The organism is Olivibacter sp. LS-1 (assembly GCF_008245145.1).
In the GTDB taxonomy this organism is placed as follows: domain Bacteria; phylum Bacteroidota; class Bacteroidia; order Sphingobacteriales; family Sphingobacteriaceae; genus Olivibacter; species Olivibacter oleidegradans.
The window spans coordinates 2776080-2793389 of record NZ_CP041643.1 but is presented as its reverse complement, the minus strand read 5'-3'; the positions used below and the strand labels follow the sequence as shown (position 1 = coordinate 2793389).

Below are 17310 nucleotides of genomic sequence, written 5' to 3'. Positions count from 1 at the left end.
GCGACTACGTATATACCTAACAGCAAAGAAGTTAATCGGGAAGTGCAAATGCCATATATGAGCCACCTGGTTTTTTTCCATATTTTGTACCGCCTGCAGCAATTACAACATACTGCTTTCCGTTAACTTCATAGGTAGCCGGAGTAGCAAAACCACCGGCGGGCAATTTAAACTCCCAAAGAATCTTTCCGGACTTTTTGTCAAAGGCGCGAAAGAGCTCGTCTTGCGCTGCTCCAATAAAAAGCAAGCCCCCCGCTGTGACAATGGGGCCTCCATGATTCTCTGTGCCGGTTGGAGCCACTCCTTTTCTCTTTAATTCAGGGTATTCACCCAGTGGAACCTGCCATAAAAATTCTCCTGAATTGAGATCAATTGCACTTAAAGTTCCCCAAGGGGGTTTTACAGCTGGATACCCGTCAGGTGTACGAAACTGGACCTGTCCGTTATTAACGTAAGGGGCGACATACGGAAATACGCTTTTTTCGTCAGCTTGCTTATTTGTTAAATTTGACTGTTGATGTAAGTCTTCTGATTGGGCGGCTATATTGTCTTTCAGTAAAAAGCTGACGATGGCCGCTTGTTTCGACACATTGATATGTCGAAACGAAGGCATCATTCCTTTACCGGTATTCATAATATCAAATATGTCTTTTTTATTAGCACGTTCGCTTATATTTAATAAGCTTGGGTAGCTTTTATTCCCGCTGCCTTTCAGGTCAACACCATGGCATACGGCGCAATTGGCCAGATACAACGCTTTGCCTCTGCTTACTTTCTCTTCTTTTTGTTGCGCCATACCGGTTGCCAGGTCCATCATTTTTAAGTCCCACGGCATATCGTTTGCGTTAACATACAATATGCCTTCGGTATCGGCAGCTGTTCCACCCCATTCCGCACCTCCTCCTATATGAAAAATTATTGAACCTGCACTGTTTGGTGGTATAAATTTATTTCCTAATCGCGTTTCTTCAAATCTCTTTTTAACAAATTGGTAGCCTTCCATTGTCATATCATTGAAATCTTCTTTTGTAAAAAATTGCCTGGAAAAGGGCTTAGGCTTTACAGGATATGGTTGTGTAGGCCAAGGCTGCTCACCTGGCATGGCCCCATTGGTAGGTACAGGCCTTTCTTCTACCGGAAAAAGTGGTTTCCCACTATCACGATCTAACACATAAATCACTCCGTCTTTTGTTGCTTGTGCAACAGCGTCTATTAATTTACCTTGATGTTTAACCCTTACCAAATTAGGAGGGTTCGATAAGTCACGATCCCAAAGGTCATGATGGATTGTTTGAAAATGCCAAATACGACGCCCGGTTTCCGCGTCCAAAGCCAAAATACAATTAGCAAAGAGGTTGGCGCCATGTCTATCTCCTCCATAAAAATCAACGGACGGAGATCCCGTTCCCAAATACACAACCCCTCTTTTGCTATCCAACACCATGCCCGACCAGCAGTTTGCCCCACCTATTTTTTTATAGGCATCTTTCGGCCAGGTATCATAACCGAACTCTCCCGGTTGGGGTATTGTATGGAAAATCCATTTAATTTTTCCCGATAATACATCATACGCACGTATATGTCCAGGAGCGGCATCGCCAAATTCTGAAACGCGCGATCCCATAACAATGGTATTTTTGTAGATAATACCAGGTGATGTGGCAATTACAAATAGGTTACTTATATCATGTGATAAATTTTCTTCTAGGCCTTTATGTAGATCTACCTTCCCGGCCTCGCCGAATTCAGTAACAGGTAGACCTGTATAGGCATCTATCGCATAAAGAAAGGAGCCGGCAGTAAAAAGAATGCGCTTCGCTCCCTTTCCTTCCCAAAAACTCAAACCTCGATTGGCATGATATTGCGGTTCGCTTGTTTTAAAGGGGTCAAAAACCCATATTTCTTTTCCTGTTGCAGCATTTAGTGCAAAAACCTTCAATTGAGGCGTGGTTCCGTATAAAACGCCATCTACTATGATAGGTTGGCATTGGATTTCGAATGGTCGTTCACCTGATTTGTTTTCTCCCGTTTGATACTCCCACGCTACATTGAGGTATTGCACGTTTTCTGTATTGATTTGATTAAGTGGCGAATACCGATTCCCAAAATTGTTCCCCCCATATACCGGCCAGTCAACGCCGGTTTGGTCGTTTCTGTCTTCGTTGTTACAACCGAATGCTAGTACAGTTATAGTCATCCATAATAGTTGGATACAAGGTTTCAAAATTGACATGAAAATGATTTAATCGTATACGGTTTATAACTTATATATTCACTATAGACAAGAAATCTTTGAATAATCCCTAATGAAACTATGACTTTTGCGTATAAACGATCTGGAAATTGTTGGGTTGTTGAATCACGATAATGACAGTAGCAACAGTACTAACATACTGCAAACCCTATTGCTTAACGCGGATAGTAGAGTAGTGACGAAATGGTTGAAGGTTATAACGGATTATGCCAGCTTAAATTCGGCCTTAAGAATATGAGCTAATTTTTTCATGGCATTTACCAAATGTGCATCCACCGTCTTTGTGGACAACCCTAGAATATCAGCTACTTCTTTGTAGGAAAACCCCTCCTCTTTCACCAGTTGAAAAACTAATTTACATTGCTTTGGTAAAGAAGCAATAGCTTGTTCTAGTTTTGCTTTCATCTCTCCCTGAATAAATATAGCTTCAGGACTTGGCGTATTTATTTGAATATCAAAATCCACCTCATCGAGTGACAGTAGCTCGCGCCCCGTATGTTGCTTCAATACATTCAGTGATTTATTTCTTGCAGCTACAAAAGCGTAATGCTTCACATTCTTTATCTCCAATAGTTGCTGGCGCTTCTCCCACAGCATGAATAAAACATCACTTGCCACTTCTTCTGATAATTCCCATGATTTCAGAAAACCGAAAGAAAATTTTCTAATCGGTTCAAATAAAATATTAAATACCTCAATATAGACACCTTCGGTATTAGTAATCGCCATTTGGTGAACCAAAGACGTTAAATCACGTATTTTTTTGGTCATGGTTATATAATTGGAGAAACCAAATATACTATTTTTTGATCCGCCACAAAATAATCCTCAGAAAAAAGCGAAACAACGGACCGATTTCACGAATTACTTTATGTTAAATCCTATTTTCTTTTTTTTAAAACGAGATTAAAATAAGAGTTTGTTGAAGCAAGGTATACATTTTTATAATTGATTAAAGCAAAACGATTTTTGAACACTTACGCGCACTACTTATACAACCCATTAAACAATAATTTGAAAGTACCATGTGCCTGCCCTCTGTTGGTAATTTCCGGCCCAAAAGCGTAAAAAGAGCCCTTTCCTACTGTGGTGTAAAACGCAGCAATACCTCCTTTAAGATATGCCTGTCCCCAAGCCCACCCACTTTTAAGTATTTTATCGGTATCAAACCACATCAAAGGTTTTATTTGACTCAAGCCCTCATTTTTGATCCGAAATGTTTCGCTATTGTTGAAAACCACATCAGCATAAGCGTGCATGCCAAAATTGGGTGTCTGCGTGGTATCAACACGAACCGTTAAAATGCTGCTGGGTATATAGAATTTATCACCTGATAAGGTCATCGATTCCCCGTTATCGTTTTTTACACTTAAGGCATTTTCTACGGGCAGTTTAAAATGGTAGGCTAAATTAGTTGCATTGCCGACGGTAACAATCCTACCTCCTTCCTTCAGGAAGGTTCTAAGTTGAGGAATAGATTTATCTACACTTAAGCTTCCCAACATATGGTGATAAGCCACGGGTACCTCCTCTTTTGATGGCATTCGTAGATATCGACTGCTATTCTTTATAGTTGGTAAAGGAGGCATTCCACCTCCGATGAACAAAATAACATCAAATCTTCTGTGCAGCTGACCTTTGTCTATATCTTTCGGATAAACAAGCTGGAAATCAAAATGAAATTGTTCCAGGATCCAACGCACCCAACCGGAAGGTATGGAGCCACCGTAATAATCGAACAGAGCGATTCGACCGGGTTTGATATTCAAAAGATCTTTTGGCTTTGTAGAAACTGCTTTAGCCATGACACCATACTTACTCACCACTTTCTGTAATAAAGCACTTTCTTTTGTTTCTACATAGAAAGAACCGGCAGGCATTCCCTCCGTGACGGCCTGTGTTCTGTAAACTTTTATATTTTCTTTCAGCAAATCATTAACGGCGGTAAAGGAGTCATTTACGTTAGCATCCAACAAATACCCCTGTTTGGAAGAAGCAAGCTCTTTGACAGGTGGATCTTGTAACAAACCGTAAGCAATACGTTCAAATGGCCCATCAAAAGCATCCGTTATTCGGTCGAAGCGTACTCCCATCTGAAACGCTAAAGTCCATCCAGCTGCATCATATGGTTTTACCGGTGGGCCACCGGGATATTGAAAATCGTTCGGATGATCTTGCGGTTCAAACATATCCAACACATGCGCGCGGAAGGCTTGTGCCGTTTTTACGATATAAGACCCTGCAGGGTAGCGCTTTGACCCCACAGAAAAATCTGCCTTTGCCTTATGTATTAGTACACCTGATTTGATTAACGCATTAACAAATTTCACCGCTGTAGGAAAGTCTGATTGATCAGCTGGAATAATATAACCCCGTGCATCTCGAAAGGCAGGATTTTTCAGAACAGCTTCATAGTAGTGCCTAGGAATTGTATCGCCTTTTAATTGCTTCTCGCCTTTGTCTCTTTTATAAGCCATTGCAATAGAATCTGCGTAACGTGGCAAGAGTGTCCAATTATCTCTACGTCCCTTCTCTATGGCATTTTTCCCCATCAGGTATATATTATAAAGCAGTTCATCTCCATGCCGCTGCGCATAATTCAAGATGGCGTAGTTTAACGAAAGTGAATAGTCAATTGACTGCCTAAAATGCCAAGTTTGTGGGGTAACCGGATTGGGAGTTGCATTATTCGGTATCAAACGTGTTGGTATTACCGGCACTTCTTCGGGTGTCGGATTGCCAATAATCTCGGTCAATATCCCGATCATATTATGAAAGTAAGGAGTTGTTCTTAGTCCACCGTTCCACCAAGTAGAAAATACAGAGCCGCTTAGACGTGTATAACCAGGTTTGTTCTCCACATTTAACCGATTGTTCATAGCCGCCGCGACACCGTCTATGCCGGTTATGATCAATGGGTCGAATACGTGATTAAAAGGATCACGGTAAGGAGGGCCCGCTAAAACCGAACCTTCGGGTCCGCGTTGGTGATGGTTATAAACGATTTGAGGCATCCATTCAATGTACTGCTGGCGCGCAATATGCGTACTTTCTTTCATGTTCATCATGAAAAAATCGCGGTTATTATCGTGCCCGATATATTTTTGATATAATCGCGGGATATGCATGTTACGCTTTTTGGGATCCTGCTCTTGCATATACCAGGTACTCATCAATTCTTGTCCATCCGGATTTACCTGCGAAAGTAGAATAATAACGCCGTCCAATATGGCTTTATTTTCAGCATCATTGCGACTAACTAACTGATAGAAAGTCTCGATCAGCTGATGAGTGCCAACCGTCTCATTGGCATGCAGCCCACCGTCTATCCATACCACCGGCTTACCTTCCATGGCTAGTTTTTTTGCCTCTTCACAGGAAAGGTCTTCGGCGCGTGCCATTTTTTGTGAAATTTCCTTATATCGGCTGAGTTTTTTTAAATTTTCAGGAGATGAAATCACCCAGATATACTGCCTTCGCCCTTCTTCGGTTTTCCCGATTTCCAACGTTTGTACCCGATCCGAAAGTTTGTCGATCAGCTGAAAATATTTTTCCAATTGTTGATAAGTTGCCAGTTGATAATCATCACCGATTGAAAATCCAAAGTGTGATTTTGGTACAGGAATCGCTTGTGCCAACACCTTCCCCGTTACGGCTAAGAATAGCAGGAAAAGGAAGCATCTTTTTTTACCGTAATTCATTATATCTTACTCAATTTACGCTGATTTGAAAAGTTACCTGATTTTCAATGTCCATCTATGCTTGAGGAGCAATTATATTTATGTATCATTATCCAGTAACTGCCTAAATAAAAACGACCAGTTCTTAAAACAGCTTCTAAATACTAGTTCATCGCCCGCTAACCTGACAGATGGCAGAAATAAAAAATTCTCATCTCTTTTTTATACCCAACAGTCAGTTTAATACAGATTTTTAGGCTTTATACAATTTTAAAATAATTAACCATAAAAAACAAACTTAATATTATTTACATTTAACTTAAGTAAGCAAATACAAAAGAGACATGGATTTGTATGATAACATCATAACTTCATTACCGCTTAGAATATTCAATGAAAAACGTTTATATTCTTGAATGTCCTTCTAATTTAGGGCTCAAAGAACCTTATCCGGGGCACGAGCCGGGGGTAAGGATGTTACCCAATTGGTTAAAACAATGGGGTTTATACGACAGCATTCCCAGCATACGGGTTACTAGGCTTGAGGCTCCGGCCTACACGATGAATTTAGATAAGGAAAGCGGGGTTCGCAATGCCGATGCTATCGTCGATTATGCACTTACTCAAAAGCGTTTTTTTGAAAAGGAAATTAAAGATTCCGTATTCCCTTTCGTTCTAGGTGGAGATTGCAGCGTTTTACTGGGGCCGTTATTAGCTTTGGCTGAACGGGGCCGCCATGCATTATTTTATTTAGATGGCCATACTGACTTTATTTGGCCTTCTTTATCGCAAACTGGCGGTGCAGGTGGCATGGCGGCAGCTTTCGCTGCGGGTCGTGGGCCCGAAAAGATGACCAATATATCAAGTTTGAAACCCTACATCGACGAGCAACATGTTTGGTGCGTGGGAAATAGAGAATACGTAGATTGGTATGAGCAGGCCATTATTGAATCAAAGGCGACTTATATTCCATTGTACCAACTAAGGTCAAGGGGCATTCAATCTTGTGTTGCCTCCTTTTTAAATCATGTCGAAAAAGAAGAATTGTCCGGTTTTTGGATTCATTTTGATGTCGATGTACTGAACGATAAGTTGATGCCAGCAGTAGACAGTAGAAGCCCTGATGGTTTGGCTTACGAAGAATTAGTGGAATTACTTGTTCCTTTGCTCGATAGTCCAAAAGTTGCCGGAATGACACTTACTATTTTGGATCCGGACCTAGATCCCTCGGGTTTGCATACCAAAAAATTTGTAGAGCAAATAAGCTACATTTTCAAGGAAATCTGCGGTTAAAACACCTAATTAAGTAAACGTCTGTAGGGATCTTTACTACAGACGTTATTAACATCATTAGACGGCTAGCTGTAACTGACTCAATTTCTCCGTAATAAATGCAAGTTCATCGGTTGAAATCGTGCTATCGACAGCCTTTGCATTTTGAACCGCTTGCTGCGTATCTCTAGCCCCGACCAGGGTAATGGTAATGCCTGGCTGTTCTAATGTCCAAAGGAGAACAAGCTGCCCTAAAGAAATGTGTTTATCATCTGCCAAGGGTTTGATACTTTCTAGAAACGCATTTGTTCTTTTTAAATTCTCCTCTTGAAAATAATGAAGTCCTGCACGATGATCCCCTTCACCAAAAATATGACCTGGCTTCATCTTACCGGTTAACAAGCCACGTTCTAGTGGACTATAAGCAATAATGGACTTATGATGCTGCTGGCAGTACGGAATAATCCCTTGCTCAATATCCCGCTTCACCATGCTATACGGAACTTGATTAGAAGCAAGTTTCAATGTACGTTCGGCTTCTTCCATTTGCGGAACATTGTAATTACAAACACCGGCATGCCGAACCTTCCCGTCTTTTATCAATTGGGCAACAGCCTCCATCGTTTCCTCGATGGCTGTGGTTTTATCAGGCCAATGAATTTGGTAAAGATCAATGTAATCGGTTCGTAACCGACGCAAGCTGTCTTCACATTCTTTCACAATGCTCTCTTTACCTGCATATTTATAAATATCGATATCTTTCCCACTATTGTCCTTGCTTTTGAAGGCAAAGTCGCCCTGTATCGAATCCCATCGCATGCCAAATTTCGTAAGAATTAAGACCTTATCGCGCGGTAATCCCTGAATGGCTTCGCCTACGATTTCTTCGCTTGTTCCCTGCCCGTAAATCGGTGCCGTATCAATCGTGTTTACACCTAACTCGTAGGAAGCCTTGATGGCATCTATTGCATCTTTTCTTTCCGTTCCTCCCCACATCCATCCCCCGGCGGCCCAAGCACCGAAAGTTATAACTGAAGGGTTTAAATCTGTCTCTCCAAGTTTTCTGTACTTCATTTTTTGTCTACTATTTTATATGTGTGTTATAAAGAAAATAAATACTCTTAGCGGTTTTGTTACAGCTACTATCATAGCCACTTCTACCAAAAACCCTATATTAGCTTTCAAAAATAATTTTATGAGAAAACTGAGCTCAACAAATTATTACAACCAGACCTATCTAGAGGAAAAATGCGCCTTGAATGAACTTTTACATTTATTAAGTAAACGATGGCTGACTGATGTTCTGTTCAGCATCGAAGAAGGAAACACTCGGTTTTCGAGCATAAAAGAAGATTTAAAGCACATAAGCGATAATATTTTAGCAGATCGATTAAAACATCTTGAACATTACAAATTGATTCGCCGTCGTAATAACATACACGAAGTTCCGCAACGTGTTGAGTATTCACTAACAGAATCCGGTACAAAACTAAGCGACATGCTTGATCAGTTATGTAAGTTTGCCGAAGGCGAAATCGACTTTCCGGAATAACCCGGAATCCGTAACATTTTGACTACATTCTAAATCCGTTTTTTGTTTGATTGCTTTACAAAAAAAAGCATTCTAGATAAAATTGCAAGTACTTAGTAAATTGTGAGTAACGACTTGCCATCAGATGATTCTTTACAAAACGAGTGTGAACCGTCATTAACCTTACATTAACTATTAACCAGCTACTGCCTGGCACCGTGTGCAAGTACGACGATTATTAGACAGTTCTATTCACGCATACAAACATAATCTCATAAAGTATTGTTATATTCGCAGCGTATAAAATTTGCGTTAGAAAGGAATGTTGCTCCAGAGAGAAAAAATTGTTTGCAAAAGGGAACTTTATTTAATCCTTATTTGCGTATCCAGTTTCTTATTAAGCTCTTTTTTCTTTTATAATAAAACACCTGTTCAAAGCGTAAATCAGTTTAGCGGATTCGTTATACAGGACTATGCCCTTGATGATGTAATAACACCCTCCCGGCAGACAAAAAAACAAGCCCACAAAGAATATAGAAATACCATACTGAATTGTTTAAGTTCTTTTCAGGAATCTATACTAACTCCTATACATCCGCTTTCGATTTTTTATACATCAATATGGTATAAACCATTCTATTACGATTTTCTCTCTCTATATAAATTATTTTAACAAGCGAAACTTTTAACGCTCAGAGAAAACGTAAAACTACTTCTCTTGACCCATGGTGCTTATTTGAAAACTGATTTTTAGAAGTTACGTTCATGACAGAAATTTTTGATTTTTTCCAAAACCTCACAAATCCTGAGTGGATCATGGAGAACGGAGGCTTATATCTTTTATTATTTATTGTATTTGCAGAAACAGGGATTTTACTCGGATTTTTTCTTCCCGGCGATCCGCTCCTTTTTATAACCGGGATGATTTTAGCAAACAATACACTTCCGGATGTAGATTCCATATGGAGTCTTTTATATTGGATTTTATTAATATCCATCGCAGGCATTTTAGGTAATTTCTTAGGCTATTGGACAGGCAAACGCTCGGGAAGTGTACTTCTTAAACGAAAGGACAGCTTTTTATTTAAAAAGAAGTATATCGTACAGGCGCAAGAATTCTATGAGAAGAAAGGCGGCGGCGCCATCATTTTAGCTCGATTTATGCCTATTGTGAGGACTTTTGCTCCAATTGTGGCCGGTATAGTGAAGATGGACCTACGAAAATTTTCAATTTTCAACATTGCCGGTAGTTTTATCTGGGTGGGTGTTTTAGTAACAGCAGGTTACCTGTTGGGCGAAAATGAATGGATAAAAAACAATTTGGAGAAAATCATTTTCTTAATTGTCCTTATCGCTACCGCTCCGGTTTTAATCAAAATGTTAAAAGGTTTAAGAAGTAAAGGTTTAGAAAAGAATGCTTCGTAAATTAATGCAGTGTTGACTAAAAAATAAAGGTCTCCAACCGGGGAGATTGGAGACCTTAGCTAACCAATTATAAACCTAAATTATGATGAGACAAAGATAGTGTACAAAATACACTTTGTCAAGTTTTTTTATATTATTTCGCTATTTGATAGTGAAAAACCCCTCTCGCCAGTTGCCCATTAGCACCAATTCCCTCTATTACTATTCGATATTTACCCTCGTTACCGGTGTTAAAGTAGCTTACACTTGCTTTACCTTCTTTATTAACCGATACTACCGGACTCCAATACACGGTACTACGTTGATCAGCCAAGATATCCGCTCTTTCTGACACACCGTATTTAGGGGAATAGAACTCACGCGTTGATGTAAAACCTTTCGGCGCATAGAGCTTCGTACTATAATCGGTACGTTCCGTTGGTGACCATCCCTTAGTATTGATTAAGATGACTCCGGTAGCAGCCCCGCCTCCATATATATTAGTGAGCGAGGGTGATCGCAGTACTTCCAAGCTTAAAATTTGAGTAGGATCTATTAAATTTTGTTCAAAAATACCTACCAAGTCCTGTAAATCTCCGTCGCTATGAAGATCAAGTATGCGCCCATCAATAATAACCTGCATTTTTCCACCCCGCGTAGAGGTAGGAAAAGTGACAGGCCCTATGCTAGTTTGTTCTGTTCTAAACACAACGCCTCGTAGGCGTCCTTCCAAACAGGCCCTTAGCGTTGGACAAGTCCCTAGCTCGCTCGCTGATATTATCTGATCAGCTCTACCCGGACCGTTAAGATTATAAGATCGCGGCAATGATTTAGCCGTTTTGGCGTTTACAATGACCTCATTTAATTTAATGAGCCTACTTTCAAGTCCCACCTTGGCTAATGCATCATCATGTTTTTTTGTACTCGAAAAGTATGTATCAAGTTGTTGATTAATATTTAGTGATAGATCAGCTGTATTCTTATTATAGGTTACGCCTAAACTTGGAATCCCTTCCAAAACGAGTTCGACTTTATCACTCCCTTTCTCGGAACGCCCTTGTATGGTAAATTTTATATTATCGGCTAAAAATAGACTGTCAAACACAAACACACCTTCTGTGTCTGTAATAGTTTCGAGTGTAATATTTGCAGCCACGGAAAGCAACGTTATTTTACCATTAACAACCGGTTTACCTTGGAGCGTAAGCAATTTCCCGCTAATGGAGGATACCATTTTCTCGGGAGGATAAATCGGTTTTTTCAACTTGTCGGCCAGCAAATCCGACCAAATAAAACGGCGGTACCCCTGCGTCATCAGCAACAGGTCCAAATGATCACGCTTTTCATCAGTTATATTGGTAAAATAGTAATTTGGTTGTTCGATATATCCTCTTAAATTACTTTGTAATAATAATTGAGAGAGAATGGTGGTTTCTTGCTCTTCTTTAACAGGAACTTGACTTTCATCGGTAACAGCTAAGGAAAAATTTCCTGAAACTGGCAGTCCTTCATTGTCGAGCACGCTCAAGTTAAAGTTTTGCTCGCTTCTTGGCTTATAACTATCCTTTAAATTCGCGAGGGATATATTTAAATTATCGCTACGCTCTATGAAAGCAATCCGTTCATTCAAAGCTTGCCCTTGACTAAACAAAGTGAATTGGACAATTCCTGAAACACCTTGTGTCAACGGCACATATAAATTGTTTAGTGGACGATTAGGGCTTAAATCAGTTGCATAAAACACTTCTCCATCTGCTTGTGCAACAATACTTATCGGTTGTTTCAATCGATCGTTACTGCACATAATACGTAAAAGCACTGTATCCGTTGCAGCCTGTGAATACACCGACAGCACATATCCGGAAGTCTTTACCTTGGGAAGCGAAAGCTGCTTTGTGCTACCATCCTGAAATACAACTTGAGCCTTGTATTGCTTTCCACTTTCGGGAGTAAACATAAACTGCCCCATACCCGCATGCACGCTATTAAATGTTGTTAAAATTTGCTGATTTTCATCCAACACTTCACCTTTTATCTCGACACCCAGGCCATTCACACCTATTGCCTTAAAAGCGATCCGATTGGGAACACCCGCCACTAGATCACCACTTTCAGGAAAAAACTGGACATCGGCCCGATCATATTGTAAATTTATCGGAAAAATGCTTGTCGCTACTTTCTCTTTATCTAGCCGAATTTCGCTTACAATAAAAGCCGTAACTGAATCACGTAAACTTCTTTCACTCAATGGCACCATTAATCGTCCCTCTTCATCCGTTTTACCCTTTCGCTGGTTCAATAACTCGCTCTCCGTGCGTATGAAGTATTCGATTGATTTTTCGACCAGGGGCCTCCCTTCTCCATCAAAAAACCGGATATGCATCCCACTAAGTTTTTTGTCTTCCGTTTCATCAAATTGCAACGTTGCTTGGGTTTGAATTCCATAAGGGCTTATGGCACCGATGTATAAGATGCGGTCATAAAAGTAATCGCTGTCAGCATTCCGCATCCACTGCGTATATGCTCTTAAACGATAGTTTCCTGCTTTTAATTCTACAGGCAAACTAATATTGCCCTTAGCCATACCGGCAATGAGTGGTAACTTAAGTGAAGAAACTACCGAATCAGTTGAAGAAATAAGATCGACATAAACGGCTCCACTTAACGAAGAGAGTTGATGATATGCTCCCACGACAGTATAGGTCTTAAACCAAATCGTGTCACCGGCCATATAATAAGGCTTGTCTATATGTAAGTGTACTTTTTCTGACGGATATTCTTTGGCCCAAGCCTCAAGTGGTTTTAAAATTTGTTCCACGCTATCCTGCGCGTTTGCAATAATAGCGCTCTGGCTAAAAAGCAATAAATACAGCAAAACGCGAGAAACGAAATTTTTAATCATATCAAGATTGTTTAGGAATCTGAAGCATTAACTTTTAAGTTTGCGGCAACGATAATACCCGCCATTCGGATAGTTGGAAGAGGGAACCTGAATTCACCGCCGTCACATATATACGATAAAAATTATAAGCGGTTGAATTAGCAAAAGTAAAGGTCCTTGTTTCTCTCCTTCCGGGGAAATCTTCGTTTTCACGTCTATCTAAAACGGTCCAATTGCTACCGTCTTTTGATCCTTCTAAACGCCAATTAAGCGGATCGCGACCATCTGCATCATTGCCTGATGTAAAGGTATAACCACCTAGCACAACAGGATTATAGAATTCCAGCTGAAACCACAGATCACCCGAGAAATCCGACTGCAAAAATTTAGTCGTGATATCATTGTCCACCAATTTCTTCGATCCCTCTCCCCCATCGGGCCCGCCATTATTATCTCTTGAAACAGAAAGCACGCCATCTGCCGTTACGTCTCTAACAATGCCCAAATCAGTTAACAACCGCGTAATTTGCAAAACCGATCCTTTAGGTGTTTTTCCTTGTAGTGTATAATAATCAAACCTTCCTGTCTCCACAGGGATGCTGACTTCGCGTTCAGTGGAAATAGGAGTACCTGTAGCCGTTGCTCCGTTATACCAGCTGACTTCGCTTAAATTTACTCCAGTATTAACTGCCAAATCCAAGGTTCCGGTTCCCGTAGGACGGGTGTCCATTTCCATCAATCGGTTTGGGTTTATTTGGATAATTTTCTCCCGTTGAGCCCAGTATTTTTCTTCATTCTCTACACGCATTAAAACGGTAAATGTTCCCGTTTTTAAAAAAGTGTGTACCGGTGAGGTTTCGACAGAGCTACTGTCGTCTCCGAACTCCCAACGAACGACTGAAAAATTCGTTGACTCATTTTCAAAATCAAAAGTAAACGGATCATCATCTGCTACCTGCGAAGCTGTAAAGCTTGCGGTAGGCTTAGGTCCCTCTGGTTCAGGTGCAATCTCTTTCTCATCCTTTTTACAACCCGCACACAGTGTTACAGCGAGGAAAATTGTCCCCAGCAAATTCCTGAATTGTATTTCCATAATCAATAGCTATTCCTTTGTTTTTTTATATTAGTCGATAACATGAACACGCGTCCGCTATGGAACTCGAATAAGCCGCCATTCAGCCAACTGAATAACGCCGCTGCCATTGTTATTGGTAACATTCAATCGATAATATTTATACGCTTTTGCTGTTTCGAAATCGTAACGCTTGGTTAAGAAACGATTCGCAAAGGTCTCCCCTGCTCTCGTATCTAAAGTGATCCAGATCGACCCATCGTCCGAGCCTTGCAGATTCCAATCTTTTAAGTCTCGATCCGCAGCATCGTTTGCTGAGGTAATTGTATATGCACCGATAAGCTGTGGTTCCGAAAAAGCTAGCTGAAACCAACTGCTACCCACAAAACCTGGCTGTAAAAATTTCGTATTAATGTTGTTGTCAATCAGTTTTGCCGCGTTCTCATTGGCATTTGAATTATCGTGGTCTACACTTAAGGTACCCGTAGCAGTTACATCTACTTCTCTTACATATTGCGGATGGACAAGCACAACAACATGACTTTTCGTTGGATCTAAGAGATGCCTAGATGTTGCCACTAACTTAACAACTAATGCCAAAGTACGATCGGCATTTTCTTCAATGGTAGACCATGGAACAATTAAATCCATAGCAGCGCGGCTGAGGTTACTACCCACCTGATAGGTCTCATTAAGTGTATATTGATCCGGACGAAGGGCAATGGTATTTTCCGGTAAAATACCCTGGCCAACTAAGCTTGCTATACTATCTGTATTGACACCGGTTGTTACCGTAAAGAAATTCCCAGGTGTCCCTGCTAAACTAATTCCCAGTGGAATATTTATCCCGGCAGAGGTAACATTATAATTCCTTCGATTGCGCACCTCCAACACCGTGCCACCTCCGTTTGTAATAGACACGTAATGGATATCCTCTTCCTTTAGAATATCGTTGGTATTAAAAACAATTATTCCTGATTTATCTGAACCAATCGTATTTCCTTTACCGGGATTAACCAAGTCGTAAGCTAATGCTACTTTATGGCCAAAAAAGCGCTCGAGGCCGGAAAGGCCGATTTTCACCTCAAAAGTAGCTTCCTTAGCTCCATAAGCGATATCTACCGCGTTCGGTAAGGTAATCGCATTTGAAGGTAATACGTAGACATCGGTCAAGTTACCGCTCTCTACTAATTGGATCACTGTATCTGCATTTAACTGCAGACCAACCTGAAAAGCTTTTGTCGCCGGGGATGATAAAGTAACTTTTATCGGGATAGTCACTTCATCACTATTTTTCACGATTTCACCTGCGATTTCACCCGCAGATACTGTCGTAGCAACATTGCGGTTTAATGCAAAACTATCCAGTCCCTCCTTTTTACAGGAAATTGACATCGTGCAAAGCAAAGCAATAAACACAAGTGGTTTAGTAAGTTTGTATCTTTTGTTCATATCTTTCCATCGTTAAAATCGTTCTATTGAAAAGGTTCAGTCTATTGATCTAACCAAGTTCTACCATCTAGCTGCCAATTCTCTTGCCGTGATATTTTAAGCCATGTATAGATTTGTGTCGGTACATCAAAAGTTCTTGGTACCTGAGAACCTAAGTCGGCTGTAGTTGGCGCACACAGATACTCATTTAACCGATCATAACTAAAATCGTCTGATGTCATTGTTAAATGATTGCCAAAAGGCCCTTCATCACGGACGGTACCATCTGTGTCATTGGCTACGGGCCAATAACCGGCCAGATAATCATAATAAGGATGATTTTCGTCGACACCTATTTCACAGGCATAGCGTGCAATCACGTCATCCGGCAAAGCCGCTTTCCAAATACGCACATCGGCCACATAAACGTCTGGTTCTCCATGGCCATTACCGTTAATGTAACCGATCTTTAGCGGTGCATTCGTATCTAAATTACCCCAACCCTGTATGCTAGCTTCGGTATTAAAAGCTCCATTGGTGTAAGTACGGACAAAGCGTTCTCCATCGCGCACAACTCCTACTACCGCCACACTGCTCCAACTGGCATCAGCTAGTGTGCCTCCTTTCACTTGGTTGCCATTACCGGTTCCACGTGCATTGAACATCCAATAATCGTTCTCCAAAAAAACAACCCAACCATTGGAGGCCCATCCCGATGACCATTCGGGGCGCTTACCGAGCACACTTGGGTAAATGTTCTTGATTGCTTTATTCTTCTTGACTTTTAATTCAATGGTAAAAGCGCCGGTATCCAGATTATAAACAGTATTATCACCCATTTCCAGTACGGCATGACGTTGCCCTTGAAAACGGGCAAAATCACCTTGAAATCGGTTACCGATAAAAGGTTTGCTAACAAACCGTCTGTTATAACGAGACGCACTGAATATGGTAAAGGTGTTTGCCACAGGGTTGCTAAATACGGTATTATCATTCTCCGATAAAGGATACTCGCCCCCGATACTTGATGTAACAACGATGAGCCAGCTTTCTTCTTGATAGGTTGGCCTTTCTTTTAATGCGTTTAGCATATCGCCTACAGCAGCATCAAAAGTTACAAGAGCCTCTCGATAAGCTGGTTTTGACACATCATATCCAACGGCCGAACCAACTTTATCAGGATTGCTGAAGTGCGCAGTAATAAACCCTACATTTTCCGCTTGCAGAGCGGTAACTACCGCAGATTTGACCGCATCGTCGTCGGCAACTAGCTGACTTTCATCCGTATCAGTGGTTAAGTTATCTTTAAACACGCTTGAGGTAGTGAATACGCGAATATTCGTGGTTGAATCGGCTTGTTTTATTCGCTCATAAATTAAGGGATAAGTATCAAAGTTATTGGTACTGAAATCATTATCTATCACCCCATGTTTCTCTTTTGCCACCCCTGTAAACAAACTAGCCCAATTAGTTCCCGGCTGTGTTGCTTGTTCATCAGCCAAAGAAACCCAAGAGTAGATAGCGTGGTTTAATAACCCATTGATATTAGGGACCTCGATCGCCTGTATTGATTGTCCTCTTATACCATCTGCTATGATGTATAAAACTTTTGGCTTACCATAAGTTACATCAACGGAGTCATTATGCATCTTGTCTGGAATTGTCTTCTCAAATTCCTGCTGGCAAGAGCTAGTTAACAAAATAGCTAATACGCTCCATACAGATAAGGGCCGGAGCACCTTTTTTGTCGCTAAAAATATCTTTTTTAATTCCATCATAATGTTT

Annotated in this window: 11 protein-coding genes; 3 read left to right on the top strand and 8 right to left on the bottom strand. The window is 40.7% G+C overall.

What is annotated here, in order from left to right:
- Nucleotides 1–31 precede the first annotated feature (31 nt).
- The 3 genes from FKG96_RS11255 to FKG96_RS11245 form a co-directional block, all read right to left on the bottom strand.
- Nucleotides 32–2233, bottom strand: coding sequence for a PQQ-binding-like beta-propeller repeat protein (locus FKG96_RS11255; protein WP_149105533.1), 2202 nt, complete (start codon nucleotides 2231–2233; stop codon nucleotides 32–34).
- A 225-nt stretch (nucleotides 2234–2458) separates the two neighbouring features.
- Complete coding sequence (locus tag FKG96_RS11250; protein ID WP_130857651.1) at nucleotides 2459–3025, bottom strand: RNA polymerase sigma factor; 567 nt, start codon at nucleotides 3023–3025, stop codon at nucleotides 2459–2461.
- A gap of 215 nt (nucleotides 3026–3240) precedes the next feature.
- On the bottom strand, nucleotides 3241–5955 hold the full coding sequence (locus FKG96_RS11245; RefSeq protein ID WP_149105532.1) for a M14 metallopeptidase family protein: 2715 nt from the start codon (nucleotides 5953–5955) through the stop codon (nucleotides 3241–3243).
- Nucleotides 5956–6327: 372 nt separating this feature from the next.
- On the opposite strand from FKG96_RS11245, the gene FKG96_RS11240 reads away from it, so the two are divergent.
- Nucleotides 6328–7227 (top strand): arginase family protein, encoded by a 900-nt coding sequence (locus FKG96_RS11240; RefSeq protein ID WP_130857653.1) that lies wholly within the window; start codon nucleotides 6328–6330, stop codon nucleotides 7225–7227.
- Between the two features lie 57 nt (nucleotides 7228–7284).
- Here the strand turns inward: FKG96_RS11240 and FKG96_RS11235 are convergent, their stop codons facing one another.
- Entirely contained in the window at nucleotides 7285–8280 is a 996-nt protein-coding gene (locus tag FKG96_RS11235; protein ID WP_130857654.1) for an aldo/keto reductase, read from the bottom strand.
- A 121-nt stretch (nucleotides 8281–8401) separates the two neighbouring features.
- Between FKG96_RS11235 and FKG96_RS11230 the strand changes: the two genes are divergently transcribed.
- Complete coding sequence (locus FKG96_RS11230) at nucleotides 8402–8758, top strand: helix-turn-helix domain-containing protein (protein ID WP_013666027.1); 357 nt, start codon at nucleotides 8402–8404, stop codon at nucleotides 8756–8758.
- Nucleotides 8759–9502: 744 nt separating this feature from the next.
- Nucleotides 9503–10162 carry a DedA family protein gene (locus tag FKG96_RS11225; RefSeq protein WP_013666026.1) on the top strand — a complete coding sequence of 220 codons (660 nt, stop codon included), beginning with the start codon at nucleotides 9503–9505 and terminating at the stop codon, nucleotides 10160–10162.
- Nucleotides 10163–10295: 133 nt separating this feature from the next.
- On the opposite strand, the gene FKG96_RS11220 is transcribed toward FKG96_RS11225, so the two are convergent.
- The 4 genes from FKG96_RS11220 to FKG96_RS11205 are packed head-to-tail and all read right to left on the bottom strand — an operon-like array spanning nucleotide 10296 to nucleotide 17303.
- The gene (locus FKG96_RS11220) at nucleotides 10296–13043 is read right to left on the bottom strand and encodes a carboxypeptidase-like regulatory domain-containing protein (RefSeq protein WP_130857655.1); all 2748 of its coding nucleotides are present in this window, start codon (nucleotides 13041–13043) and stop codon (nucleotides 10296–10298) included.
- Nucleotides 13044–13077: 34 nt separating this feature from the next.
- A complete protein-coding gene (locus FKG96_RS11215; RefSeq protein ID WP_130857656.1) occupies nucleotides 13078–14115 on the bottom strand; it encodes a PKD domain-containing protein in 1038 nt (345 codons plus the stop codon).
- A 57-nt stretch (nucleotides 14116–14172) separates the two neighbouring features.
- A complete protein-coding gene (locus tag FKG96_RS11210; RefSeq protein WP_130857657.1) occupies nucleotides 14173–15546 on the bottom strand; it encodes a discoidin domain-containing protein in 1374 nt (457 codons plus the stop codon).
- Nucleotides 15547–15587: 41 nt separating this feature from the next.
- Complete coding sequence (locus FKG96_RS11205) at nucleotides 15588–17303, bottom strand: alkaline phosphatase family protein (protein ID WP_130857658.1); 1716 nt, start codon at nucleotides 17301–17303, stop codon at nucleotides 15588–15590.
- Between the last annotated feature and the right edge of the window lie 7 nt (nucleotides 17304–17310).